The sequence below is a fragment of the Halobacillus seohaensis genome, assembly GCF_042663045.1.
Taxonomy (GTDB): domain Bacteria; phylum Bacillota; class Bacilli; order Bacillales; family Halobacillaceae; genus Halobacillus_A; species Halobacillus_A seohaensis.
The window spans coordinates 224,139-249,694 of record NZ_JBHSZV010000004.1 but is presented as its reverse complement, the minus strand read 5'-3'; the positions used below and the strand labels follow the sequence as shown (position 1 = coordinate 249,694).

The window sequence follows — 25,556 nt, the reverse complement described above, 5'->3', positions numbered from 1 at the left end:
AATATAAGAACAACCGTTCGAAAAGGAAGGATTACATGTCAAAATGGTACCCGAAAAATGGCAGGGTCATTTTTCATGTGGATATGAACAGTTTTTACGCTTCTGTGGAAATGGCATTTGATCCTTCACTAAAAGGGAAGCCATTAGCCATTGCCGGAAACCCTGAAGAACGTAGGGGAATCGTCGTTACAAGTAGCTATGAAGCTAGAAGGTATGGTGTGAAGACCACCATGCTCGTTGGGGAAGCAAAGCGACTGTGTCCAGATTTAATTGTGATGCAGCCAACTTTTGAACGTTATCGAACAGCTTCCAAAGAAATGTTCAAAATCCTTGCAAACGTAACTGATGTTGTTCAACCTGTTTCGATTGATGAAGGATATATGGATATTACCGGGTGCCATGAACAAGGTTCACCACCTGAAATTGCCGAAAAGATTCAAAATCGAATTCAGAAAGAATTAGATTTACCCTGTAGCATAGGCATTGCGCCAAATAAATTTTTAGCTAAAATGGCTTCCGATATGAAAAAACCTATGGGCATAACAATATTAAGGAAAAGGTATTTACCTCAACAATTGTGGATATTACCTATAGAAGAAATGTACGGAGTAGGCAAGAAGACAGCTGAGAAATTACGAAAAATTAATATTAAAACGATTGGAGATCTAGCTAGCCACCCCGTATTTGAATTAAAAAATTTATTAGGAATAAACGGAGAGCGACTTATAAACCGTGCAAATGGAATTGATGATCGTGTTGTTGATCCTGATGCTGTTCACGAATTTAAGAGAATTGGAACATCAACTACGCTGGCTCAAGACACAACGGATGATCTAGAAATTCGCCAAGTGTTTCGCCGTTTAGTGAACAAAGTGGAAGCTAGAATGAAAAACAAAAGTGTATTAGCAAAAAACGTTCAATTGACAATTCGTTATCATGATAGGAGAACCGTAACTAGAAGTAAGCAATTACAGGATTTTATTGGTACAAGCGATGAATTATTTCAAATGGCTGTCGAGCTTTTCGATAAACATTGGAATCAAACTCCCGTGAGGTTATTAGGTGTGACTGCACAAGACTTAGCTGAGAAGTCTGAGGTCACACAGCAACTAGACCTTTTCAATTATGAACAGTATGCGAGCAAGGAAAAATTATACAAGGTCATAGAGACATTGACAGAGAAGTATGGAAAAAACACTTTTCGAACCTTGAAAGATTCCACTGATCACAATGTCACGACAAGTTTCCAGAAAGATTTCTTGGATGATTATAAGAAGTAGAAGATTTGTTGTTATTCAAATATGAACACTAATATATCTACCTTCGACAATGCATTAATCGATGTTCGAGGGTTTTTTTAAGTTCTGAAGGAATAATGTTTTAAAGAGCTGTCTTATAAAGGATTGAACGTAGTTTACTCATAGCGGGCACCTCCTTCTTTAATGTATACATACTCAAGCTGGGAGTAGGACTGTTGTACTGATTGTATTTGAAGTGGTATATGTTTTTATTCCCATTATGGCAAGGCAGAAACGAAGGAAAAGGATTGATTTAACCTACGAATAAAGTCCTGATTTTAAGTTTATCTGCTTGCCACTAAAAGGCATAGAGAGATTGGAAGCCAACCAGAAGTAGAATATTTTGTTTTCTACTTTTCAATTAGGTATAAAAACTGTAAACTAAATAACAATTGAGATTTAATAAATAGGTAAAGGTGGATGCTGTATGAAAGTAGTAGATGAAATTTTAGCTTTTAATGAAGAGTTCGTAGAGAACAAAGAGTATGTGAAATACCAAAAAGGTAAGTTACCTAATAAAAAGCTAGTTATTATTTCTTGCATGGATACTCGTTTAGTAGAATTGCTTCCAAAAGCTTTAAATGTTGGAAATGGTGACGTTAAGATTATAAAAACCGCTGGTGCAGTGGTTTCTCACCCGTTTGGAAGTATTATGAGAAGTGTTCTTTTAGCTGTGTATGAACTAGAAGCAGAGGAAGTTTGTGTGATCGGTCACTATGACTGTGGTATGGCTAGCTTAAAAGCTGAAAACCTTATCGAAAAGGTGAAAAACCGAGGTGTGTCAGAAGAGAAGTTAGAAACCCTAAGGTATTCTGGAGTTGACTTTGAAAAGTTTCTAAAAGGCTTTGACTGTGTAGAAGACAGTGTGAAACAAAGTGCGGATGTGATTCATAATCATCCACTTATGCCGAGAGATTTACCTGTCCACGGGCTAGTTATTGATCCTGAAACAGGAAAGTTAAATAGAATTCTAAATGGTTATCAAGAAGTGTGACTCAGTTTAAACACTGTTCATTAATTTGTAAGTAGGGTTATTAAGAGTAGCAGTTCAATTCGCACATGAATTGAACTGCTTTTTTGTGTTGAGAAATATCATAAGAATAGAATCATAGTTCCGTTGTTAGAAACAGATAAAGGGGCTTAGGGGCGATTCGCTTTCCCGCGGACGAATGACGTACTGGTCAAACCTTCTCGATCTGTGCGGTGTCTCTAACTCATCCGTATTCCACAGCAGTCTCATCGTTCCTCTTCACTCCTTATCATTATTGAAATGAACGTAATCATCAATAAGAGTAAAAGTATGCTATCGGGTAAAAAATTTTGAAAGGTAAGACATGTTATGATTCCTTACATATTTTCAGAGTTATCAAAAAACTGTGTTAGGTTTTCTGACATTATAACTGACATTGTCATTGAAATACTCTATGCTGATACTAACAAAAGAAAAAGGAGAGGAATAAGTATTGTTTAAAGTCCCTAGGTGGGACCTAGACTTAGCCCTGCTGGTTATTATTGCTTGGAACGTTTGAAACACTATCGTTATTTCCATTTTTGTAAAAATCCTGGTATTAGCATCGAGTTTAATTATGAGGAGGAATTTCATAAATGGAACCATTCAAAGGAACTAAGTTGGAAGAAGATAATAATTGGTTAATGGAAGTGTCAGAGCCAAATCAGTTACGAAATGCAGTTGAAGAGATTAAACACCATTATATAAACCAACTTATAGACGCTGGAATTTTAGATGATAAAGAGCGGCAAAGCTGCTCGTTAACAGTAAGCGAACTAAAAGCGATGGTGAAACAAGTTCATCATACCTAAGGGGATTCCTATAAAGATATCAATTAAATGGTCGGCAAAAGGAGTAAATCATGTCTTCTTATAGAGATAAGAAAGTCATCACGATTGGAGTTGTGAATGAATTAACAGGTCTATCTGCACGAATGATTCGATACTATGAATCTCGTGGATTAATCTTTCCAGAACGAACAGAACGAGGTACAAGAAAATATTCGTTTTCAGATGTCGAATTGCTCATGGAAATTGCAAATAAAAGAGAGGAAGGAATACAAACTTACGAAATTAAAAAGGAACTGCTTAATGAAAATAAGAAAAAAACTGTTCGCGATCAAATGATTCAGGGGCAATTAAATGCACAGTTCAACATGAAGAAATTTTAATTGTTGTATAAATTCCTTGTTTGACGAGGAAGTGCTATCAAACTATCTGTTTTCCTTGTTTGATTATCAATTAGGTAGAAGAAATGTGAAAGTCAACGATTTCACAAAACAAATCCATCTTTAATAAGGTAAAATGCTAACTATGGAGTTTCCAAAATCCATGGTTTTTTCTTTGTTAGGAATTAGAGTGATCGCTATTGTGTTATTCGCACAAAATGAAGGAGTAATGTTTGTGATCCAATCACCTTGTCATAATCGGGCGAAAATAGTTATAATTTTCTTAATAGATAAAATTCTATGAATTTAAAATCCACATGGTTTAATAAATGTAGATGAAAGGGTGTGGTGATCTTGGAAGTCATTAGTAAGAACTTCTTCTTATACCTTTCCAACAACAGAATGTTAGATCGCTTAGCAAAGCGATTTGGTTCTAGATTTGGGGCTGACAAGATTGTAGGAGGGGAGACATTCTCCCAAGCAATTCCGTTAATTAAGCAGTTGAACTATGAGGGATTGCAAGTTACCGTTGATCATTTAGGGGAATTTGTGAATTCTGAAAAAGAAGCACGGGAGCGTACACAGGAGTGTATTGAAAGTATTCAAGCCATTGCTCATCATCAATTAAATTCAGAAATATCATTGAAATTAACTTCCTTAGGATTAGATATTAGCCAAAATGTAGTATTGGATAATATGGAACTCATTTTAGAAGAAGCAAAGCAATATGGGATCACAGTAACAATCGACATGGAGGATTCCTCAAGAAGTGGAACAACTCTAGAAATTTATAAAACTTTGAAAAACAGGTATAGTAACTTAGGGACGGTTATTCAATCCTATCTTTATCGTTCTGATGAAGATATTGATGATTTACATGCTTATGATCCTTATTTAAGACTTGTTAAAGGAGCTTATAAGGAATCAGGAAAAGTAGCCTTTGTTGATAAACCTATGGTTGATGAGAATTTAAAGCGACTTATTGAGAAAAATGTTTTAAATGGTCATTATACGGCAATTGGTAGTCATGACGACGCTATAATTGAGTTTACAAAAAACTTGGCGAAAAAGCACAATATTTCAAAAGATCAATTCGAGTTTCAAATGCTGTACGGAATGAGAAATCAAACTCAGCAGAAACTCATAAATGAAGGCTATACTGTCCGAGTATATTTACCGTATGGTGAAGATTGGTATGGGTATTTTATGAGACGGTTAGCAGAAAGACCAGCAAATATTGCTTTTGCTATCAAAGGAATCTTTAAGAAATAACTTTTGACTAATAGAGAGGAGAATGGAACTATGGTAACAGCTTATAAACATGAACCGTTCACAGACTTTACAATCGAGGAAAATAAGTTAGCTTTTGAAGAAGCACTTAAAACAGTGAAAGAAGAACTGGGTCAAAAGCATGATTTGCTAGTTGATGGACAAAGGATTCGCACAGATCAAGAAATTGTTTCGACAAACCCTGCCAATACAAAGCAAGTCGTAGGTACTGTTTCAAAAGCAAACCAAGAGGTGGCAGAGAAGGCAGTCCAAGCGGCATCAACAGCTTTTGAAGATTGGAGAAAATGGGATGAAAGAGCACGTGCTGAGCTACTCTTCCGTGCGGCAGGAATAATTCGTCGTCGTAAGCATGAATTTTCTGCTTATCTAGTGTATGAAGTAGGTAAGCCGTGGAAAGAAGCTGATGCAGATACAGCAGAAGCTATTGATTTCCTTGAATATTATGGACGTCAAATGCTTGAGTTAAAAGATGGTAAACCAATTGAAAGTCGTCCGGGTGAACAAAACCGTTACATTTATACAGCTACTGGTGTTGCTGTTGTTATTCCGCCTTGGAACTTGGCATTTGCTATTATGGCAGGAACTGCTGTAGCTCCGCTCGTAACTGGAAGCACAGTCGTGTTAAAGCCTGCAAGTAACAGTCCAGTAATTGCGGCTAAATTTGTTGAGGTACTTGAAGAAGCTGGGCTTCCTAAAGGAGTATTGAACTTCGTGCCAGGAAGCGGCCGAGAAGTGGGAGATTATTTAGTTGAACATCCAAAAACGGCATTAATCTCTTTCACGGGATCTCGTGATATTGGTACTCGTATTCTTAAGAAAGCAGCTGAGATTCAAGCTGGACAGCAGCATTTGAAACAAGTGATTGCTGAAATGGGTGGTAAAGATACTGTGGTGGTTGACAACAAAGCAAATTTGGAGACCGCAGCTGAAGCCATAGTAGTGTCTGCATTCGGCTTTTCTGGTCAAAAATGTTCTTCTGGTTCGCGTGCTGTTGTTCACGAAGATGTATACGATGAGTTACTAGAAATGGTGAAAGAACGCACTGAAAAATTGACTGTTGGTAATGCTTCAGAGGAGAATGTTTATATGGGGCCGGTCGTGGACCAAAACGCTTATGATAAAGTAATGAGTTATATTGAAATTGGTAAAGAAGAAGGACGTCTCATTACTGGTGGAAAAGGTGATAATTCAAAAGGATATTTTATTGACCCAACTGTTTTTGCAGACCTTGCTCCTGACTCTCGCATGCAAAGAGAGGAAATATTCGGACCCGTTGTATGCTTTACAAAAGCTAAAGACTTTGATGAGGCCATTGAAATCGCTAATAACACAGAATATGGTTTAACAGGAGCTGTTATCTCTGATAACCGCGATCACCTTGAACAAGCGAAGAGAGACTTCCATGTAGGTAACCTATATTTCAACCGTAATTGTACAGGAGCCATTGTTGGCTATCAGCCTTTTGGTGGATTCAAAATGTCTGGTACAGATTCTAAAGCTGGAGGTCCAGATTATCTTGCTCTGCATATGCAAGCGAAAACGATCTCCGAAAAATTCTAGTAAACTTATAAGTTTTTTAAGAGCTCTCCCATTTTGGGAGAGCTTTTTTGTTTGTTTATGTGTGGTCTAATAATCTTTTACTTTTTCTTTCTATGATAACTCGCTATAATAGTGAATAACTAGTCAAATGATATAGTAAGAAAAGACTACTTGGAAAGGTAATGATTTATATGGAAGTAAAAGAGTTAATCCTTCAAGTAGAGGATATTCATAAAGCCACAGAGCTGATCAGTTCGAAGTTAAGAAAGCCTGTAATAATCGAAAATAAAAACTTTGAATTAATTTCCTATAGTTCCTCTTTTGATGAGTTCGACCAAACTCAACAAAAGACGATTTTATCCAAGAAATGTCCTGTTTTTATTATTGAACGTTTGAAAAAAGAAGGCATTGTACAACGACTTGAAAAACGTCCCGATCCTATTCGCATTCATCCAATTGAAGAACTGGGTTTTCATCAACGGGTTGTGATTTCTGCTAAACATCTTGGACATACAATGGGATATATATGGGTTCAAGAATCTAATAGACTCCTAAAAGCAGAAGAATTAACATTTTTAGAAGAGATTACACCACATTTAGGAAAACTGATTTATGACGTGTATGCTCGGATAAATGCAAAAGAAGGGAGAAGGGAGGACTTATTATGGAAAATGCTACATCATGAATACGGTAGTGAAAGTCAAATTCGTCATGACGCTTCATTAGCTAATCTTGTCTTGCCTGAGAGGTTTTCTGTGGTTGTTTTTTCAGTAACAACACCAAAGCATAAATATATGCTGGATTATTTAGAAAAAGTTATTCAAAATTCTCCTAGTGTAAAGCAAATACATTATTTAAAAACTGAATTTCAAATGATATTGATGCTTTCCAGTGATCCAAATAAGGAGTTTTCCTCACTAGATCTGGCAAGAGAATTGATTGAAAATGTAAAGCGTGAAACAGGTGAGGAGAAATTTTATAACTTTTTAATAGGAGTAGGAAAAGAGTATACAATGTTATATGCTCTAAGAAAAAGCTTTCTTGAAGCATTAGAAGTTATTGAGACAGCCAACTTTATTACTCCTAGACCGGAGTCGATGCCTCGGGAGTTCGCTAAACTTGGAATCTATCGTTATTTGGCAACTCTTTATGAAAAAAATAGATCAGAGGATTATTATAGTGAAGACTTACTGGGATTAATTCACAATGATACGGGAAAACAAACGAACTTACTTCGCACACTCGAAGTTTATTTAGCAAACAATGGGAAAGGAAAACAAACAGCTAATCAGTTGTTTATACACCCTAATACCCTCAATTATCGGATTAAACAAATCCAAGAATTGACTAATATTGACTTTAATGATTTTAATATGAAAAGCTATCTTTATACTGAGTTGCTGCTATTAAACAACGTGAAAGCTTATTATCAACGTTATAAAGAAGCACTCAAGATATAAAAAGAAAAAAGTTCAAAAAGTGCTCGGAGCAAAAAGCTAACGTGTTAAGAGCACTAAACAATAAATAATAATCTTGTCGAATTAGCATATAAACTGGACTGCCGATTTTTTGTTTTATCAAGGTTTAACACTTATTTTAACAAGATCACATTATTGAATAATAAATTTCCTGATTTTAATATAAATCCATTCAGTTTTTTTGAAAATTTCTCTCTATAACCTTTCTAAGATTACCTGAAAGAAGCAGTCCAAATGAATAGGAAGATCGGACTGCTAGAAACTTTGAGCAGGAGTTGAGGGTATGGTGTCTGTTTTGTTTTATTCTCCGTTCATTTTGTTTAGTTTATTTTAATTATCACTAACACTGTCACATATAAATTTTTATTTTTATGCTAAGCTAACGAAATATAAACAATAAATTAGTTTAAAGAAGGTGTGTATAAAAATGGTTGACTTGTCCATGATTACAAAAAATAATGCTGCTTATTATATGAATATGATAGGATTTGGTAAAGAGGCTCCCCAAAATAGCCATTCTAATCGTTCTCCATTTTATGATTTACTTAAGGATTGTAACTCTGAGGAATATATGAGGTTTATAAAAGTGTACAAGACTATGCAATATGTTCTTTCAAAAAGGGAGAAGCTTGTTCTAGATAAGATATATGGAGTTGATTCTGAAATAGAGATACTGAGAGAAATCGCAAAAGAAATTAATGTAACCCAAGAGCGTGTAAGGCAAATTCGATATAAAGCAAACGTAAAGATTTCACGGGAATTAAAAAGAATATTTAGAATATAATAGTTAGTTAATCCAGTATGAAACACGAATTTATTACAAGTCCAATACAAACTTAAGTGCTATACAGTTCAAATATACTATGCAATAGAAAGTGATGTTCAACAATTAAGGCGCGTTTGTTGAACATCAAAGTCTAATTTCTCACTAAGGTACTGAGGTATTAGGCTTTTTTTGTCTTTCAAAATCTCTTGACGTTAACCGACTGGTAAACGTATTGGCAACGAGTGGTGAATCTTGTGGCAACCATTGGTAAAAAACATGGCAGAAGTGGTACATTCTTAGGGCCGTAATCAGTAATAGTCTTTATACCAGTCAATAAATTTGTCAATTCCTTCTTCAATGGAAGTATCTGGTTTGTATCCTACATCTGTCATTAAATCCTTTACATCTGCATATGTGGAAATAATATCACCATTTTGTAAAGGCATAAACTCTTTTATTGCCTTTTTACCAAGTTTGTTTTCAATCGCGGAAACAAAATCTAATAGTTTTACAGGCTTACTGTTACCCAAATTGTAAATCTTGTAAGGAGCATAACTTGATGCAGGATCAGGTGAAGCTCCGTTCCATTCTAGATTCGGAGAAGGTTTGTTATCAATGAGTCGAACAACTCCTTCAACGATATCATCAATATAAGTGAAGTCTCTTTGCATATTCCCGTAATTAAATATCTTAATTGGTTTTCCTTCTAAAATTGCTTTTGTGAAAGAGAATAATGCCATATCCGGGCGTCCCCAGGGTCCGTATACAGTGAAAAAACGAAGGCCTGTTGTAGGCAAACCATAAAGATGACTATACGTATGGGCCATAAGTTCATTTGATTTTTTAGTAGCTGCATATATGCTTACGGGGTGATCGACATTATCATGTACAGAGAAGGGCATAGTAGTATTTGCCCCATAAACCGAACTGGATGACGCATAAATAAGATGATGTACCTTATAATGTCGGCAAGCTTCCAGCATATTAATGAACCCTGAAATATTTGAATTGATATAAGCGTGTGGGTTTTCTAAACTATAACGAACTCCGGCTTGGGCAGCAAGATCAATAACTATCGAAGGCTGATGTTTTTCAAAAATTGAATTTATTGATCTTTGATTTTGTCGATCTGACTTTTTAAATATGAAATTATTATGTTTCAGCCAAGTTAAACGGTCTCTTTTTAACTGAACATCGTAATAATTATTCAAGTTGTCTATTCCGATAACTGAATGCCCCTCCTGAAGTAAACGTTTAGCTACATGTGCCCCTATAAAACCTGCAGCTCCTGTGATTAAGATCATTTCACGTTCTCCATTCGTTAAGATTGTTTACTCCTTGTTTTTGGAAGAGGAGTTATTATTATTATTGAATATTAAGGAAGAATCATCACTAAATACTCCATGAATCGTATTATCATTAAGATCTCTTCCGATGAGTTTAGTTTTCTCTCCAAATACGCTGTCGGTAATCTCGTAAAGAATATTTTCTAAGCAAGATCCTTTTAAAATAATACTGTTTTTGATTATGCATTTTTCTATAGTTGTGTTTGATTCGATAGATACATTAGGGCCGATAATTGAATTTTTAATGTGACATTGACTTCCAATGTTTACAGGTGGAATGATAATAGAGTCTTGAAGGTTGTTATTGTCCCAGTGTTGAGGTTTTTTTTGGAGGATCCATCGGTTTGCTTCTAACCATCGGTCGATCGTTCCCACATCAAAAGTCGGTTTAAAAGTTTGGACATAATTAAGTGTATAACCATGGTCAATCATCCACTGAATTGCATCTGTAATTTCATACTCACCTCTTTTTGACGGCGAAATTGAATCGATAGCTTTGAATATTTTTGAAGTAAATAGATAAGCTCCAATGATAGCTAAATTAGATTTAGGGTTAGCCGGCTTTTCTTCAACGTTAATGATTGTATTATTCTTAATTTCGGCTATTCCATAATCTTCAGGATTAGTTACTTCACTAACCATGACAGTCCCATGTATTTTCTTTTTATTAAATGCATCCTTCAGTAAGTCGAAACGTTCTTCAATTAAGTTATCCCCTAATAATAAAACAAAAGAATCTGAACCGATAAATGTCTTTGCTTGTTTAACCGCATGGGCAACCCCTTTAGGTTTGTGTTGATATATATAGTGAAACTGAATATTGTTCTTTGCATAATTTTGTAGATGTTTATTAAATAATTTCTTTTGCCCTTTTTGAATAACTAATCCAATTTCACGTATTCCTAAATCGTATAATTGTTCAATTCCGTAACTAATTACGGATTCGTTGGCAACAGGCAATAGTGGCTTCGGCTTCGTATAAGATAACGGTCGTAATCGAGTTCCTTTGCCAGCTGTCAAAATTAAACCTTTCATAATTCTTCTCCTTTCTCTACAGATATCAAGAATAACCAATGCCTTCATAGTGAAAATTTAGTTTTTTCATTTCGCTAGCTTCTAACATATTTCGGCCATCAAATATATAGCAATCACTAACGATTTTACGAATCCTTCTCCAATCCAATTCTTGATAAACAGGCCAATTTGTGCAAATAAGAATAATGTCGGTGGACTTAACTGCATCATAAGGATCCGAGTATTGCTTAATCCCCTTATCTAACCAATTGGTAGATAAAGAAACTACGGGATCATGTACGACGATGTCCGCTTTTTCTTTCACTAATTCATTCATGATAGAAAAAGAGACAGAGTCCCGCGTATCGTCTGTATGGGGTTTGAAAGACAGACCGAAAATAGTTACTTTTTTTCCTTTCAAAGAAACAAAATTATTTTTCACTTTTTCTAAAAAGTACTGGTATTGTATATGGTTAATCATTTCTACCTCTTTTAAAATATGAAGTGAAGCTCGATACGAATTAGCTGTCCTTAATAGTTCTTTTACATCCTTAGGAAAGCATGATCCTCCATACCCTAAACCAGCCTGTAAGAAAGCAGGACCAATCCGATTGTCTAATCCCATTCCCTTCGAAACATCTTGAACATTAATGTCGAGCGTATCACAAAGTTTTGCAACCTCATTTATAAAAGAAATTTTTGTCGCCAGGAAGGCATTTGAAGCATATTTAATCATTTCTGCTGCTTTCGGAGTAGTTTTTAAAATAGGACAACTCCAGCTTTGATAAACTCTATCTAAAATCTCTAGCGACTTACGATCTTCACTACCTATAACAATACGGTCAGGATGGAGGGCGTCCTGCACCGCAGTCCCTTCTCTTAAAAATTCAGGATTCATAACCATATTTATATCGAAACGCGATTGGCTCTCTTGGTTAATCCATTGCTTGATCTGTTCTGTAGTACCAATAGGAACGGTGCTCTTTACTACAATTGTTTTTGGTGAATTTATATATTTCCCAATCATTTTAGCCGCACTTTTCACATAAGTTAAATCTGCTTTTCCGTTTTCTAGTGAGGGTGTGCCCACTGTAATAAAGACAATATCATTATTTTCAATTGCTTCCTTGGGTTCAGAGGTGAAATATAGGTTTTTGTTTTGATGGCTGTTCAATAGCATTTTTTGCAAGTTTGGTTCATGAAAATATAATTCACCCTTATTTAATGTTGCTATTTTATCTTGATCAATATCTAAGCCAGTAACGTTGTGACCAGATTTAGCTAGCACAACTCCCATTGTTGTTCCGACATACCCCATCCCGATGAATAAAATATTCATGAAAAATTTCCCTTCTTTTATTTACGAGTTATTCTATGGTTACTATATTAATATCCTTAGGATCAGTAACGGCGAAATGGCTGAAAATAATAGCGAGTCGTATAATATGTAGTCTCTAAAATATAATTGAGTTATTTAATATTAGTTGATTAAGGAGACCATACCTTCGGCCAATAATTGAATAGAATGGTTATAATACGGAGGTGAAATAATGACAGATCAAACGATAAAACCTTGGGCTCATGAAAACGACGTCGACTCTCTCTATGTTCCAGTTTATATTGTGGAGATGGCAAAAGAAGTCGTGCAATTCTACGATTTTCAAGTTCATCATATGACTGTTATGGCAACAAAAGATAAGAAAGGTGGGGCTATTTGGAAGATAGATACGAGTGATGGTCCTTTCAGTTTAAAGTTATTACATCGTCGGCCCACACATAGCAAATTTAGCCTAGGTGCACAAGAGTATTTAGTTAAAGAAAAAAAAGCTAGAGTTCCAACAATTTTCAAAACCAAACAAGGGAAAAACTATGTGGAAATGGGAGGGAAACTTTGGTTCATTGCAGAGTGGATAGAATCATTGAGGCCAGTTTCTGAAGATCTAGAAGGCACCAAAAAGCTTTGTTATGCTTTAGGAGAATTTCACAAGCTGTCTAAAGGATACGTCCCTCCAGCCGAAGCTGAAAATATTTCTCGACTTCATCGGTGGCCAAGAACTTACGAGCGTGTAGAAAAGAAACTAGGTTGGTTTCGGGATATTGCGAATGTTTACAGTGATATGCCAGCAAGCTCAACGATTTTATCTTATATTGATAATTTTCAGGAACAAGCACAGCAGGCTATTAAGAGATTAGGAGATTCAAATTATAAAGAGATTGTTTCCAAAGGAACGCAAGAAGCTGGATTTGTTCACCAGGATTATGGGTGGTCTAATGCCCAAATGGGGGATGAAGGTATGTATGTCATTGACTTGGATGGTGTTTCTTATGATATTACGATCCGTGATTTGAGAAAATTGATCATTGACCGTATGCATTCTCTTGAACAGTGGGATATAAATTGGATAAGGGAAATGATTCAAGCTTATGACCAGGCCAATCCTATAACTGACGACGAGTATGAATTATTGTTAATAGATTTATCACTGCCGAATCTGTTTTATAAAAATATGAAAGACATAGTATACTCCCCAACAACTTTTATGAATGAATCTTTAGCACAAGATTTGCAATTAATTATTGAGCTTGAGAAACAAAAGTGGCCAGTTTTAGAAGAACTCTCAAAAGACAGGAAAGGAGGTTAATTACCGAAATGAAAGTTCTAATCATTTGTACAGAAAAATTACCTGTTCCTGCTATACGGGGAGGAGCAATTCAAACGTATATTGACGGTGCTCTTCCCGCATTGACACAGAATCATCAGATTACTGTATTAGGGAGAAGTGACGAGTCACTCCCAGAAGATGAAATAATTAATAATGTGCGTTATGTTCGAGTAGAGGGGGGATTGCTAGAAATTTACCGCGAAAATGTAGTTCAATTTTTAAAATCAACAGCTGAAGAATACGACTTGATTCATATTTTTAATCGTCCGCGTTTAGTAAATGCTGTTCGTGAACTAGCACAAGACTCAAGGATTATTTTGAGTATGCACAATGATATGTTTAAGCCGGAAAAAATAGATCATGCAGAAGGCGCTAGTGCGGTGGAAAAGCTTGATAAAATTATTACCATCAGCAACTATATTGCAAAAACGATAAAAGACCTGTTTCCTGAAGCTGCTCCAAAGCTTAAAACAATCTATTCAGGTGTTGATTTGGATCGTTTTGTTCCTTCTTACTCTGATGCTGCAAAAACTATGAGAGATACAAAGCGAGAGGAGTATAACCTCCAATCAAAGAAAATTATATTGTATGCCGGAAGACTTTCACCCAATAAAGGGATCGATGTACTTGTTCGTGCGATTCCTAAGTTAGCAGAGAAACATAAGGACGTTGCTTTAGTCATTATGGGAAGTAAATGGTTTAGTAATGATTCTATAACCGATTATATTGCTTATGTTCGTGCTCTTGCTGAACGTCTTCCTATCCCAGTGATTCAAACAGGATTTGTATCTCCAGATAAAATTCAGGAGTGGTTTGTTGCTTCAGATATCTTCGTTTGCACTTCTCAGTGGCAAGAACCTCTTGCACGTGTTCATTACGAAGCCATGGCTGCTGCTCTACCGATAATTACAACAGACCGTGGAGGAAATAAAGAGGTAATTGAACCCTATAAGAATGGAATTTTAGTGGAAAACCCCGAAGATACTGAGGAGTTTGTTAAACATCTATCCTATCTCCTTTCTAATCCTCAAATTAGTGAAGAAATGGGGAGGTATGGAAGGGGATTAGCAGAGCAATATTATACTTGGGATCGGGTAGTCCATGATATTTCATCCGTTTGGTCGGAAATGGAATACAAGACGACAGGAGATCTTACGGGTAAAGAGATCCTGTTTATAGAAGAAGACGAAATTTTAGGAGCGCATGAAACAGATAGCTTGAAGACCGAAAAGGTGAAGGATCAAGGAATAAATATAGAAATCAATGAAAAAGAGAAGTTTATAACTCATCAAAACGAGCATAACAATCTCAGTGAATGTAATAAACTGCAAGTGTGCACAAAAGCAGAGAGAAAAGAGTTAGTTGAACTTTGTTTTATACTGCTGCTATTTTATGTATTAGAACGATAGGCTAAACATTAACGTAATTTATTCTAATAATAAGGAAGTTTCTTACCTTAGTACCATGATTCTGTTCTAATATGTATGATAGATAACTGTTCGTTCCGGTTGTCGAATAAACATCGCTTCTCAACTTGGGTAATGATCAACAACAACATTTAACACAGTCTATAGAAAGGAAAAGGTAGTTTTACACATTAAGTTACTTCAAGTGAAAATAGGGTTATGTAAAATTTGGGACAGCACAAGTGGCTGTCCCAAATTCACTAGTTTAGGCTTTGCTGTGAAGCAGGGGCAAAACTGTGAGTCAGTTGTGTTAAGTCTTGAGGTGCGAGCTGAGGTACTTGGTAGTAACCATGTTTGTTTTGATATAGAAAAACTTCGTAGCTCATTTCAATTAAGTTAGGAACACTATCAGCAATTACTCTTCGTAATACAGGGTTTGTTATTTCTAGTGCTGACATTGACATTAGGGAAGCTAAGCTTTTAACTTGGCCTAACATATAAGAAGATAGATGCTGATCGGAAAGATCATTAACAGACTGGATTGGTTTACTCGGTTGACTTGGTTTCAAACCGTATATAACATCATTATTTTGAGCCATTTTATAAACATGAGTGGATTGTGAAGGTTTCTCTCCTGTTTGAACTGTCTCAACCATAATATTATATAATTCGGTTAAAAACATAGATTGACTGGTTATCATTGATTTTAGTTCAGGATCTTGAATGTGCGAGTCATACAGTTGGTATTGATCCAGCAAACCGATCATTGAAGATATCACTTCATGGGCATCAAAAACCTCATGACCGCCATGGCTTATTGTAGGTGGGATGTTTTCAGAAGCTTGAGTTCCATTGGCTTGAGACTGTTGATCCATATATTTATTCCTCCTGTAAAGTATATTCATATCTAGTGTTAGTCTCTCGGAAATAAATATGTAACGATTAAAAAATTGGTTCGCTGTCAAATGTGGTGGTGGAGAATGATCTCCATCACCCTTTTGAGTTAGCTGCTTTCGCATAGTTTATTTCTTATTCCATCGCAATCTGAATAAATTTGGTGACCCGAGAGCATCCTCGAACTGTCGTTCTGCGGGGTCTCACTTTGGCCACTGTTCTCGTAAGGATTTTACGTGTGTTCAGGCTACTTGTTAGGTGGTTTTCTCAAATATTTATCTATCCAAAACAAAAATGATTCAAAACCTAATTTCTTCATTTCTTGTTGCCATAAAATCTTATTCTTTAAGCGTTCATAGCTCTTAATCCCGTAAGAGTTGCGTTTTAATACTTTAATTGTATTATTCACACCTCTTCTTTTCCTTTTTGTGTCGCAACTTTTGGGGTCAAAAGAGAGAATGGAGTTTCTCCTGAGCAACTGATAGATCAAGCATAATCACCACATTCATTATAGAGACTAAAAAATCCCACAGATCAGTTTATTAACAGAAAAACTCAGGCTTTAAGCCTGAGTTTTTGGGTCAACCCGTATTTCGAAGCCCAGCAGCGATTCCACTGATGGTAAGTAATACTTCAGTTAGCAATTCATCATTGGCATCCTCATTTGCGCGAAGTTCCTTAATTAATTCCACCTGAAGGAAGTTTAAAGGATCGACGTAAGGATTACGAAGTCGGACAGATTCTTGAATAGTTGGTTGATGGTCGAGTAGTTCACTGTCACCAGTTATTTTGAGTAAAATGTCTTTTGTCTTCTCGTATTCATCAACAATATTTTGGAAAATGCGTTCACCCATTGCCTTGTCATTTGCTAGTTCAGTGTACTCTTTAGCTGTATAAATATCTGCTTTTGTTAAGGCCATTTGTAAGTTATCTACTGTAGAACGGAAGAAAGGCCAGTTTTCATACATATTTTGCAGGTCTTTAAGGTTTCCTTCACTTTCTGCAGCATAATCAGCTAACCCAGTTCCGGATGCATACCAGGCAGGAATAAGCTGGCGGTTTTGTGTCCATGCAAATACCCATGGGATAGCCCGCAAGTTTTCAAATTTCATACTATCTTTACGTTTCATAGGTCTTGAACCAATATTAAGTTCACTAATTTCCTGAAGAGGTGTAACTTCATTAAAATACGTTAGGAAATCTTTGTCAGAGAATACCAGTGATTGGTATTTCTTAAGAGAGGTATTGGCTACATCCTCCATAATCTGTTCCCAGTGTTCTTCCCAACTGTTTGCTTGCTCCGTTTCTTCAGATACATGAGCAGCTCCTTCAAGTAGGGTGGATACACCTTGTTCTAAACTACGATAAGCGATGTCAGTTAGCAGATAACGTGAGGATAACACTTCACCTTGTTCGGTGATTTTCACGCCATCACCTAACGTTTCTACTGGCTGTGAAGCAATGCTTCGATTGAGCGGACCGCCACCTCGACCTAACGAGCCTCCGCGCCCATGGAAAAATTTCAGACCGATGTTATATTCTTTAGCCATTTCATGAATCTCTTGTTGAGCTTTGTATAGGCGCCAGTTTGCGGTTAATGTTCCACCATCTTTACTGCCATCTGAATATCCTAGCATAATTTCTTGATGATTTTTACGATGATCTAAGTGTTTTTTGTAAACATCCATATTAAATAGAGTTCTTAAAATTTCTGGACCAGCTTTTAAATCGTCAACGGTTTCAAGTAAAGGTGCGACATCTAGATTACTTTCTACCTTTCCATCTGCGTGTAGCCTGTAAATGCCAGCTTCTTTTGCAAGAACTAGAACTTCAAGCAGATCACTAGATGATTCGGTCATACTGATTAAATAAACTTGAATTGACCTCTTTCCAAATTCACGATGAGCTTCCCTGATTAATTGGAATACTTTAAGCATCTCCTGAGTTGCTTCTGAGTAGTCCTCATTTAAAAGAGAAATTGGACGTGGATCTTTCAATACACTTTCAAGTAATTGAACTTTCTCTTCTTCAGGTAGGTCAGCATAATTTTCAGTTATATCAACTTTTTGTAAGAGTTCGCTTATTGCTGTTTCGTGCTCACCACTATGATTACGAATATCAAGCGTCGCTAAATGAAATCCGAAAAGCCTAACTTGACGAATGAGTTTTTTCAACATTTTTAATTCATGCTTAGTAGGGTGGTGGTGCTGAACACTAGTCTGAATTTGATCTAAATCTGCTAATAGCTCATCCGCTGAAGTGTAACCTCTTTCAGATTGACCGACTTGACGTAAACGCTCCAGGATAATTGCAAATTTCCGACGATAAATCTCTGCTTCTACTCGCCATCTCTTACTTTCGGGTATCATGGCTTCTTCTTTTTCAACAGACTTTTGGAAGGAGTCGTTGATATTGACGCGTGTTGTAGAGTGGCTAAAACGTTTCATTAACTCTACTAGTACCACGTCATACTTTTTTAAAACTAAATCACGTTGTTTTTTAAGTGTAGACCATGTGATTTCTGGGGTTACATTTGGGTTTCCGTCCCGATCGCCACCAATCCAAGAACCGAAGTGTAAGAAGTTAGGAACGGTCCAATCTTCGTTTGGATAGACTTCTTCCAATCGATTTTCAAGTTCTTGATGAATATCTGGTAATACATCAAATAATGTTTGATCAAAATAATATAAACCATTTCGTACTTCATCCATAACTGTTGGCTTACGATGACGAAGCTCGTCTGTCTGCCAAAGAACAGTTACTTCGTTAAATAAACTCTCTTCAATATTTTCTCTTTCACTTTTCGTTAATTGTTGGTGATCGAGTTTGATAAGAATATTAGCAATTCTTTTTTGAATTTCAAGTACTGTCCGTTTTGTAGCTTCAGTAGGGTGGGCAGTAATAATCAATTCCAAAGATAATTCATCCAGCACATTTTGAATAACTTCTTTATCCATATTGTTCTCTTTTAAGTTCATTACAGCACTTTCAATTGAATAGGGCTGAACTCCGTGATCTTCACGTATTTGATATTCGCGACGGCGTCTAATGCGATGATTTTGTTCAGCAATATTTACAAGGTGGAAATAAATGGAGAAGGCCCGAATGACTTGAGCACGCAGAGGCTGCTTAAGGTTTTGAATTTCATTTTTTAATTGTTCATAAGTATCTGTTTCTCTACTTTTTCTCAGTTCTTTTGTTAATTCTCGAATAGTTTCAACTTTATCAAGTAGTTCTTGCCCGCCATGATGGACGAGGATCTCTCCAAGCATGTTGCCAAGTAAGTTGACATCTCGTTTGAGTGGAGTGGTATGATTTTTTGGTTGTTTTTGTAAAGTCACACTTTCACCATCCTGTTAGTCTTTAATTTTTTGTGTACGGTTCATTATGACCGTCCCTTATATTTTAATTATGTTATCAGAATTTTTAGGATAGTCAAATGACAGAATTAAACGACACTTGATGTAAGCGGTTTATTGAACTATTATTCATTCATATATTCGCTAACAATAAATGCAAGATCGTCGTTACCGAATAATGATAAAACTTCTAGTAATGTGTTGTTTGCAATGTTATCAGATTCTTGTTTAGAAACGGTTAGCTCTAGAGCTTGTTGCAATGAATTATTTTCAGATTGATTAGGGTAAGCTTTTTTATATAATTGGACAGGGTCTAAGTCATTGTTAATACACCACTGGGCAAAAATAAGTACCATCATTTGCTCGTCTTGCTGATATTTTTTAATAATTTGTTCTTCTAAGTCTTCCCGGTTCATGACTTTAACACTCCTTTTAATACTATTATTAATTATAGAGAAGTTTAAATCTATTTTCTAATAGTTAATGGATAAAATTATACCTAGCCTTGAATGAAACCTTTAATGAGGAGCTCTTTTGTTTGAAAAATTTATTGTAGTAGTGTCAGATGTTTTGGTCGGTCCTAGAATTTGCAAATCTTTTCAGTGATGGGAGCATGACTGATAGACGAACATAAAGGTGAAACAAAGTTTTACTCAAAACAAGATTTAATAGGAAAGTTGACGGATATTTAAATAAAGTTACTCAAGAAGATGGAACAGAGAAACATAACAACGAGTTTTGGGATCCAGAAGAGGAGAGATCTATGTTGATATTGTTTCAGGAGAACCTTAGTTTAGTTCTGAAGGTAAATACGAGTCAGGGACGGGGTGGCCCAGTTCGGAATTGAGTCTTCAACAATCCTGCTTTGTAGCTATGGTCATTATGCTTTTTGGGTTGCGATTTTGTATGATAATTCAAGTGTTATTATCCTATAACCATTGATATATAAAGGGGGAAAAGAGACCAAATCATATGCGATTTGGTCTGCGAATTCGTATGCTATTTGGTATGTTTCTTCACCAAAATGGAACTACTTCCCTATAAGAGAGGGTGCTTTTGTTTTAGCCTAACAATTTCTTTATGACTTTTAATCCTAGTTCTGAACCAGGATAACGAAAGGCTTGATCAAATTTTGTCGTTTGTTTCGTAATACTTTTCTCATGAGTGAATGTATTAAAACTTGCTTCCCCATGATAACTGCCCATTCCGCTTTCCCCAACTCCTCCAAAAGGGAGATGGGAATTGAGGATATGATAGAGTGTGTCATTAATACAACCGCCGCCAAATGAAAGGCTTTCTGTTACCTTTTTCTGGTCCAACTCGTTTTCCCCAAAATAATAGAGAGCAAGCGGTTTAGGTCTTTGCTCCACTTGATCGATAACTTCATCCAGTTGGTCATACGTTAGAATTGGGAGTACAGGTCCAAAAATTTCATCTTGCATAACCGAATCATTCCAAGTTACTTGGTCAATAACGGAGGGTTCAATACGATGGTTTCTTGAATCAACACGGCCTCCTATTAAAATATTTCCTTCCTCCAAATAACTTGAAACCCGATCAAAGTGTTGCTGGTTTATAATTTTTACATATTTATCGTTTAATAAAGATTTTTCTCCATAAAATTTATAAATGTATTTTTTGATTGCCTTTAAAAGTTCGGCTTTTATTTCATGATGTATATATAAATAGTCCGGAGCAATGCATGTTTGCCCAGCATTTGTAAATTTACCCCATACAATTCGTTTTGCAGCCAAGTTAATAGATGCATCTTTGTGAACAATCGCTGGACTTTTACCACCAAGTTCAAGTGTTACAGGAATCAAGCGCTGGCTGGCTTGTTCCATTATTTTTTTCCCTACATTCACGCTTCCTGTAAAAAATACGTAGTCAAGCGGTTGATTAAGCAACTCTTGAGTAATTTTTTTATCGCCTTCCACCACCGCAATGTAGTGAGTAGGAAAGTATTGTTCAATCATTCTTTTTATAACCCATGATACAGTAGGAGTTAATTCAGAAGGCTTGATAATGACAGTATTTCCACTAGCTATTGCGCCAATCATTGGAGCTAAAGCAAGCTGAATAGGATAGTTCCACGGAGCGATAATGAGTGTGGTTCCGTAAGGCTCTTTTAAGATATAATTTTTTGAACCAGTATGGGTGAGAGGTGACTTAACTTTCGTTTTAGACATCCAACTTTTAAGATTTTTTAATTGAATGTTGATTTCACTTTTTAAAAAAGCAATTTCTGAGGTGTAAGCTTCATATTCAGACTTTGATAAATCAAACTTCAATGACTTTAAAACAGGGGATTCAAACGTTTCGAGCATTGTCTTCATTTTATAGAGTTGTTCTTTTCGGAACTGAAAATTTTTTGTGTGACCTTCGTTGAACCATTCTTTTTGTAATTTTACGAGTTGGTTCATGGATAAATCCTCCTATTTTTGCATAACTTTATGCTGGTAAAAATCAAAGGCAAGCGTAGTATTTTCAAAAATAGCTTTTGCTTCTGCTTCTAATTGCTTAATGGCATCTCCGTGATAGCGAGAGGATAAATGGGTTAAAATGAGTTCCCCAACTTCTGAATACTTAGCTAAAGTCGCAGCTTGTTTGACAGTGGAATGATAATAGTCATATGCCATTTCTTCCTCATCACCTGCAAAAGTTGCTTCATGTACAAGTACATCGGTACCTATAAGCTTTTCTTTCAAAGAAGGGATGTAGCGTGTATCACCGAGAATGGCAACCTTTCTACCTTTTTTAGCTGGTCCTATAACGTTCTTCCGAAAGATAACTTGTCCGTCATTTAATTGTGTTTCTTCCTGTTGTTTTATTTGTTGATAGATAGGACCTGGCGTGATACCTAATTCTTTTAATCGTTCCGGCAAAAGTTCGCCAAGTTTATCCTTTTCTTTAATGAGATAGCCATAACTTTCTAATCCGTGCTGTAGTTTTATGACCTCAACAATACAAGCATCGTCTTCAAACAAAGTTCCTTCTTCAAATATTTCCTTAATATGCAAGGGATATTTTAATTTGGTCCCGCTTACTTGAAGACTTATATCAATATATGATTTCAATCCAATTGGACCGTAAATGGTAACAGCGGTTTCGCCACCTTGGAAGGACCGGCTGCTCAGTAATCCAGGTAATCCATATATATGGTCTCCATGTAAATGAGTGATGAAAATTTTTTCAATCCTTCTAGGTCGTATATTAGTATTTAAGATTTGATGTTGTGTTGCTTCACCGCAATCAAAAATCCACGTAGTTCCGCGTTCTTCTAGAAGACGAAGAACAAGGGAAGAAACGTTGCGGTCTTTTGAAGGTACGCCGGAGCCCGTACCGAGAAAAAACAGTTCCATATATGTATCCTCCTTTGTAACTATCATACCACCTGAGCTACTTGGATACACTTAAATTCTATTAAGCGATTGGAAGGTCAATTTTAAATGATCCGTCAATGTGAAGATGTCCTTATAGCAATAATGATTCATGGGATACAATAAAAAAGCTGTCGAGAATTATTTCGACAGCTACCAACCGTGTATATATTATTTAGGGGCTTCTAATGGATAATCGAATTCATCCATAAGTATTATTTGAAAAGCGTGTGCTAATAAATATTAAAGGGTTTCTTCGGCTGATTTCCTGAGATAATTAAGCCAACAGCCAATCCGTGAACCAAACTTTAGTTGTTCTGGATATTTCCTAATCGTTTCAACTTTAACTGACATCGAGGTAACAGCTTGCGTGATGATTTCGTTTGCAAAACAAATAAATTCTTCCATTATAAGTAAGTTGATTTATACTTAAACGAAAGTGACTTCAAGTGTAATTTGGTGAATAAAAATAAACTAACAAAACAATTATGAATTCGTTAATCACCTCTATTCTGGAATTTCTGACGATACTCCACAGCCTCATGAGGGACGTCTGTAAAGATTCCATCACACCTTAATTTAAAACACTTCTGCATATAGAGAGGTCGATTGACTGTATATACTCGAATGGGCATGCTAATACTATGACATTGTTTGACTAATCTTTTATCGAGTAACCGATACTTTACGTGGAGAGAGGATGCTCCATGATGCTTAGCAAATTTTTCTAAATTGTATCGTTTTGTGGAAGTTAAAAATGCTGTTTGCACATTAGGATCAATATCATGAATTTTTGTAATGCTATTGAGATTAAAGCTAGATAGTACAGTACGGTCTAACATTTGATGATGCTTTAAAGCATTATATACGATTAATTCAATGTCTTTATATTCAATCACATTTGTTTTTAATTCGACATTTAAAACCATTGAGAGGGGTTGAAACCAGCATAAAAACTCATCCAATGTTAATATAGAACAATCAGAAAAATTAGTGGAAAACCAGCTTCCTGCATCTAGTTTTTTCATTTGCTCTAAAGTATAGTCTTGAACAAACCCAGTCCCGTTTGTTGTTCGGTGGACACTTTCGTCATGAATAATAACAGGTACTCGATCTTTTGTGAGCTGAACATCAATCTCAAGCCCATCGGCTCCTGATTCACTTGCTAATTGGTAAGCAGGCAATGTGTTTTCTGGGGCAATTTTACTTGCTCCTCTATGAGCATAAATCAGCGTTTTTTTCACAAATATTCACCTCATTTGCAAGTTTTTATCCAGCATGATTGTGGATTATTCCTACCAAAAAGTCAATTAAAGGAAGTGAGTTTAATGGGTAAGTGGCAAACAAAAAAACAATTAACTGATCTGCTTTGTTCCTTAGTGGACTATCCGAGTATTACAGGTACAAAAGCTGAAATCGCTATCTTTGAATATTTATATTATATTTTAAACGATCAAGAATATTATCAAAATCATCCGGATCACTTAAAGTTACATCCTTTAGACGATGGTCGCCAATTTCTTTCTGCCCTTGTTAAAAAAGATGAAGCAAAAGAAACGATTGTACTAATCGCACACGCTGATGTCGTCTCTGTGCAAGACTATGGTTCGTGGGAAAATTTGGCCTTTTATCCGAAAGAATTAACAGAGGAATTACATAAAAATAAACATATCTTGCCACCTGAAGCAGCACGGGATTTAGAATCTGGCGACTGGCTTTTTGGACGAGGAACCATGGATATGAAAGCAGGACTGACCGTACACTTATCGATACTTGAAAAAGCGATGAACGGTGAATTTGAAGGTAATCTACTACTAATTGCGGTACCGGATGAAGAAGCGAACTCAGAGGGTATGCTTGCAGCTCTTCCTGTATTGGATAAACTAAAAAGGCAAGAAAATTTACACTATAAAACAGCTGTCAACGGGGAACCGATGTTTAGCAAGTATCCTGGTGATTCTTCTTATTATGTTTACACAGGGTCGATTGGAAAAGCTCTACCGGGTTTTCTGTGTTATGGAAAAGAGACACATGCTGGAGAGCCGTTTGGGGGATTGAATGCCAATTTAATGATTAGTTATTTAGCTAAAGAGTTAGAACTTAATGAAGCTTTTATTGAAGAAGTGGATGGAGATAGAACACCACCTCCCATTAGTTTGATGCAAAGGGATTTAAAAGAAGAGTATTCCGTTCAAACACCTCAAGCTGCTGTGACAATGTATAATGTACTTTATATGAAACAGTCCATTAATGAACTTAATGAGAAATTAATGAATGCCGCTGAACGAGCTAAAAAGAAGGTTATTGATCATTACTATAAACAGGCTTCTTTTTACTTGCAAGGTGATCAGAAATCAATTTTTGACCCCACCATCCATGTTTTTACTTACGAACAGCTTTATAAAGAGGCGGTGAGCAGGTTCGGTGAAGCAGAAGTTGAAAGAAGGCAAAATTTATTAATTAAAAAGCGGAACCAAGGTGATCGTGATTTTTCTACGACTCTAGTTAAAGATCTTGCAGCCTTATGTAAAGATATAACACCTATGATTGTATTGTTCTATAGTCCGCCATATTATCCATCAGTTTCATCCCATCACGACCCGTTAATCCAACGCGCATCACAATACGCCATGGACTATGCTCGAAAAAACTTTGGAGTGATGATTCAAACCCAAGAGTATTTCCCGGGGTTGTCTGATCTAAGCTTTATCGGACCAGTTTCCACCGCCTCGTCAATTGAGGAGTTAGTTCAGCAAATGCCAATTCAAGGTAAAGGCTTTAATTTGCCATCTAACTTAATGGAGTCCATTACCATGCCTATTATTAATATCGGGCCATTAGGAAAAGACCCGCACCAGTGGACAGAGAGGTTAGAGCTAACCTATAGCTTTGAAAAATTACCGGAATTGTTAACTGAAACGATCCATTATTTATTTAAATCATAAA

Annotated in this window: 21 protein-coding genes; 11 read left to right on the top strand and 10 right to left on the bottom strand. The window is 36.1% G+C overall.

The window, feature by feature from the left end; all coding sequences use genetic code 11:
• The first annotated feature begins 35 nt into the window (after positions 1 to 35).
• The 8 genes from ACFQIC_RS01540 to ACFQIC_RS01505 all read left to right on the top strand — a co-directional run bounded on the left by ACFQIC_RS01540 (position 36) and on the right by ACFQIC_RS01505 (position 8,566).
• Entirely contained in the window at positions 36 to 1,280 is a 1,245-nt protein-coding gene (locus ACFQIC_RS01540) for a DNA polymerase IV (RefSeq protein WP_204706604.1), read from the top strand.
• A 445-nt stretch (positions 1,281 to 1,725) separates the two neighbouring features.
• The gene (locus ACFQIC_RS01535; protein WP_204706602.1) at positions 1,726 to 2,292 is read left to right on the top strand and encodes a beta-class carbonic anhydrase; all 567 of its coding nucleotides are present in this window, start codon (positions 1,726 to 1,728) and stop codon (positions 2,290 to 2,292) included.
• 611 nt (positions 2,293 to 2,903) lie between these two features.
• Positions 2,904 to 3,119, top strand: a complete 216-nt coding sequence (locus ACFQIC_RS01530; protein WP_204706600.1) for a hypothetical protein — start codon at positions 2,904 to 2,906, stop codon at positions 3,117 to 3,119.
• 50 nt (positions 3,120 to 3,169) lie between these two features.
• Positions 3,170 to 3,478: a MerR family transcriptional regulator gene (locus ACFQIC_RS01525; protein WP_204706598.1), complete on the top strand. Its 309-nt coding sequence runs from the start codon at positions 3,170 to 3,172 to the stop codon at positions 3,476 to 3,478.
• 399 nt (positions 3,479 to 3,877) lie between these two features.
• Positions 3,878 to 4,747, top strand: coding sequence for a proline dehydrogenase family protein (locus tag ACFQIC_RS01520; RefSeq protein WP_390216902.1), 870 nt, complete (start codon positions 3,878 to 3,880; stop codon positions 4,745 to 4,747).
• Between the two features lie 30 nt (positions 4,748 to 4,777).
• On the top strand, positions 4,778 to 6,325 hold the full coding sequence (gene pruA, locus ACFQIC_RS01515; protein WP_204706594.1) for an L-glutamate gamma-semialdehyde dehydrogenase: 1,548 nt from the start codon (positions 4,778 to 4,780) through the stop codon (positions 6,323 to 6,325).
• Between the two features lie 170 nt (positions 6,326 to 6,495).
• Complete coding sequence (locus ACFQIC_RS01510) at positions 6,496 to 7,764, top strand: PucR family transcriptional regulator (RefSeq protein ID WP_204706592.1); 1,269 nt, start codon at positions 6,496 to 6,498, stop codon at positions 7,762 to 7,764.
• A 460-nt stretch (positions 7,765 to 8,224) separates the two neighbouring features.
• A complete protein-coding gene (locus ACFQIC_RS01505; protein ID WP_390216901.1) occupies positions 8,225 to 8,566 on the top strand; it encodes a sigma factor-like helix-turn-helix DNA-binding protein in 342 nt (113 codons plus the stop codon).
• 290 nt (positions 8,567 to 8,856) lie between these two features.
• On the opposite strand, the gene ACFQIC_RS01500 is transcribed toward ACFQIC_RS01505, so the two are convergent.
• From ACFQIC_RS01500 to ACFQIC_RS01490, 3 genes are read right to left on the bottom strand one after another with little or no spacing between them, the layout of a single operon-like run.
• Positions 8,857 to 9,852 carry an NAD-dependent epimerase gene (locus tag ACFQIC_RS01500; protein WP_204706588.1) on the bottom strand — a complete coding sequence of 332 codons (996 nt, stop codon included), beginning with the start codon at positions 9,850 to 9,852 and terminating at the stop codon, positions 8,857 to 8,859.
• A 27-nt stretch (positions 9,853 to 9,879) separates the two neighbouring features.
• Positions 9,880 to 10,929, bottom strand: a complete 1,050-nt coding sequence (locus ACFQIC_RS01495) for a sugar phosphate nucleotidyltransferase (protein ID WP_204706586.1) — start codon at positions 10,927 to 10,929, stop codon at positions 9,880 to 9,882.
• Between the two features lie 25 nt (positions 10,930 to 10,954).
• Complete coding sequence (locus ACFQIC_RS01490) at positions 10,955 to 12,247, bottom strand: UDP-glucose dehydrogenase family protein (RefSeq protein WP_204706584.1); 1,293 nt, start codon at positions 12,245 to 12,247, stop codon at positions 10,955 to 10,957.
• A gap of 211 nt (positions 12,248 to 12,458) precedes the next feature.
• Here ACFQIC_RS01490 and ACFQIC_RS01485 point away from each other — a divergent pair, with 211 nt between their 5' ends.
• Positions 12,459 to 13,550, top strand: coding sequence for a CotS family spore coat protein (locus tag ACFQIC_RS01485; protein ID WP_204706582.1), 1,092 nt, complete (start codon positions 12,459 to 12,461; stop codon positions 13,548 to 13,550).
• 8 nt (positions 13,551 to 13,558) lie between these two features.
• Complete coding sequence (locus ACFQIC_RS01480) at positions 13,559 to 14,980, top strand: glycosyltransferase family 4 protein (RefSeq protein WP_204706580.1); 1,422 nt, start codon at positions 13,559 to 13,561, stop codon at positions 14,978 to 14,980.
• A gap of 257 nt (positions 14,981 to 15,237) precedes the next feature.
• On the opposite strand, the gene ACFQIC_RS01475 is transcribed toward ACFQIC_RS01480, so the two are convergent.
• The 7 genes from ACFQIC_RS01475 to ACFQIC_RS01445 all read right to left on the bottom strand — a co-directional run bounded on the left by ACFQIC_RS01475 (position 15,238) and on the right by ACFQIC_RS01445 (position 23,854).
• Entirely contained in the window at positions 15,238 to 15,852 is a 615-nt protein-coding gene (locus tag ACFQIC_RS01475) for a spore coat protein (RefSeq protein ID WP_204706578.1), read from the bottom strand.
• 600 nt (positions 15,853 to 16,452) lie between these two features.
• Positions 16,453 to 19,143 (bottom strand): phosphoenolpyruvate carboxylase, encoded by a 2,691-nt coding sequence (gene ppc, locus ACFQIC_RS01470; protein WP_390216929.1) that lies wholly within the window; start codon positions 19,141 to 19,143, stop codon positions 16,453 to 16,455.
• 212 nt (positions 19,144 to 19,355) lie between these two features.
• Complete coding sequence (locus ACFQIC_RS01465) at positions 19,356 to 19,646, bottom strand: hypothetical protein (RefSeq protein ID WP_204706574.1); 291 nt, start codon at positions 19,644 to 19,646, stop codon at positions 19,356 to 19,358.
• 645 nt (positions 19,647 to 20,291) lie between these two features.
• Positions 20,292 to 21,653, bottom strand: a complete 1,362-nt coding sequence (locus ACFQIC_RS01460) for an aldehyde dehydrogenase (RefSeq protein WP_204706572.1) — start codon at positions 21,651 to 21,653, stop codon at positions 20,292 to 20,294.
• Positions 21,654 to 21,665: 12 nt separating this feature from the next.
• Positions 21,666 to 22,592, bottom strand: coding sequence for a ribonuclease Z (rnz, locus tag ACFQIC_RS01455; protein ID WP_204706570.1), 927 nt, complete (start codon positions 22,590 to 22,592; stop codon positions 21,666 to 21,668).
• 261 nt (positions 22,593 to 22,853) lie between these two features.
• The gene (locus ACFQIC_RS01450; protein WP_390216900.1) at positions 22,854 to 23,018 is read right to left on the bottom strand and encodes a hypothetical protein; all 165 of its coding nucleotides are present in this window, start codon (positions 23,016 to 23,018) and stop codon (positions 22,854 to 22,856) included.
• 89 nt (positions 23,019 to 23,107) lie between these two features.
• The gene (locus ACFQIC_RS01445) at positions 23,108 to 23,854 is read right to left on the bottom strand and encodes a glycerophosphodiester phosphodiesterase (protein ID WP_204706567.1); all 747 of its coding nucleotides are present in this window, start codon (positions 23,852 to 23,854) and stop codon (positions 23,108 to 23,110) included.
• Positions 23,855 to 23,938: 84 nt separating this feature from the next.
• Here ACFQIC_RS01445 and ACFQIC_RS01440 point away from each other — a divergent pair, with 84 nt between their 5' ends.
• Positions 23,939 to 25,555, top strand: coding sequence for a M20/M25/M40 family metallo-hydrolase (locus tag ACFQIC_RS01440; RefSeq protein WP_204706565.1), 1,617 nt, complete (start codon positions 23,939 to 23,941; stop codon positions 25,553 to 25,555).
• Position 25,556 lies beyond the last annotated feature (1 nt).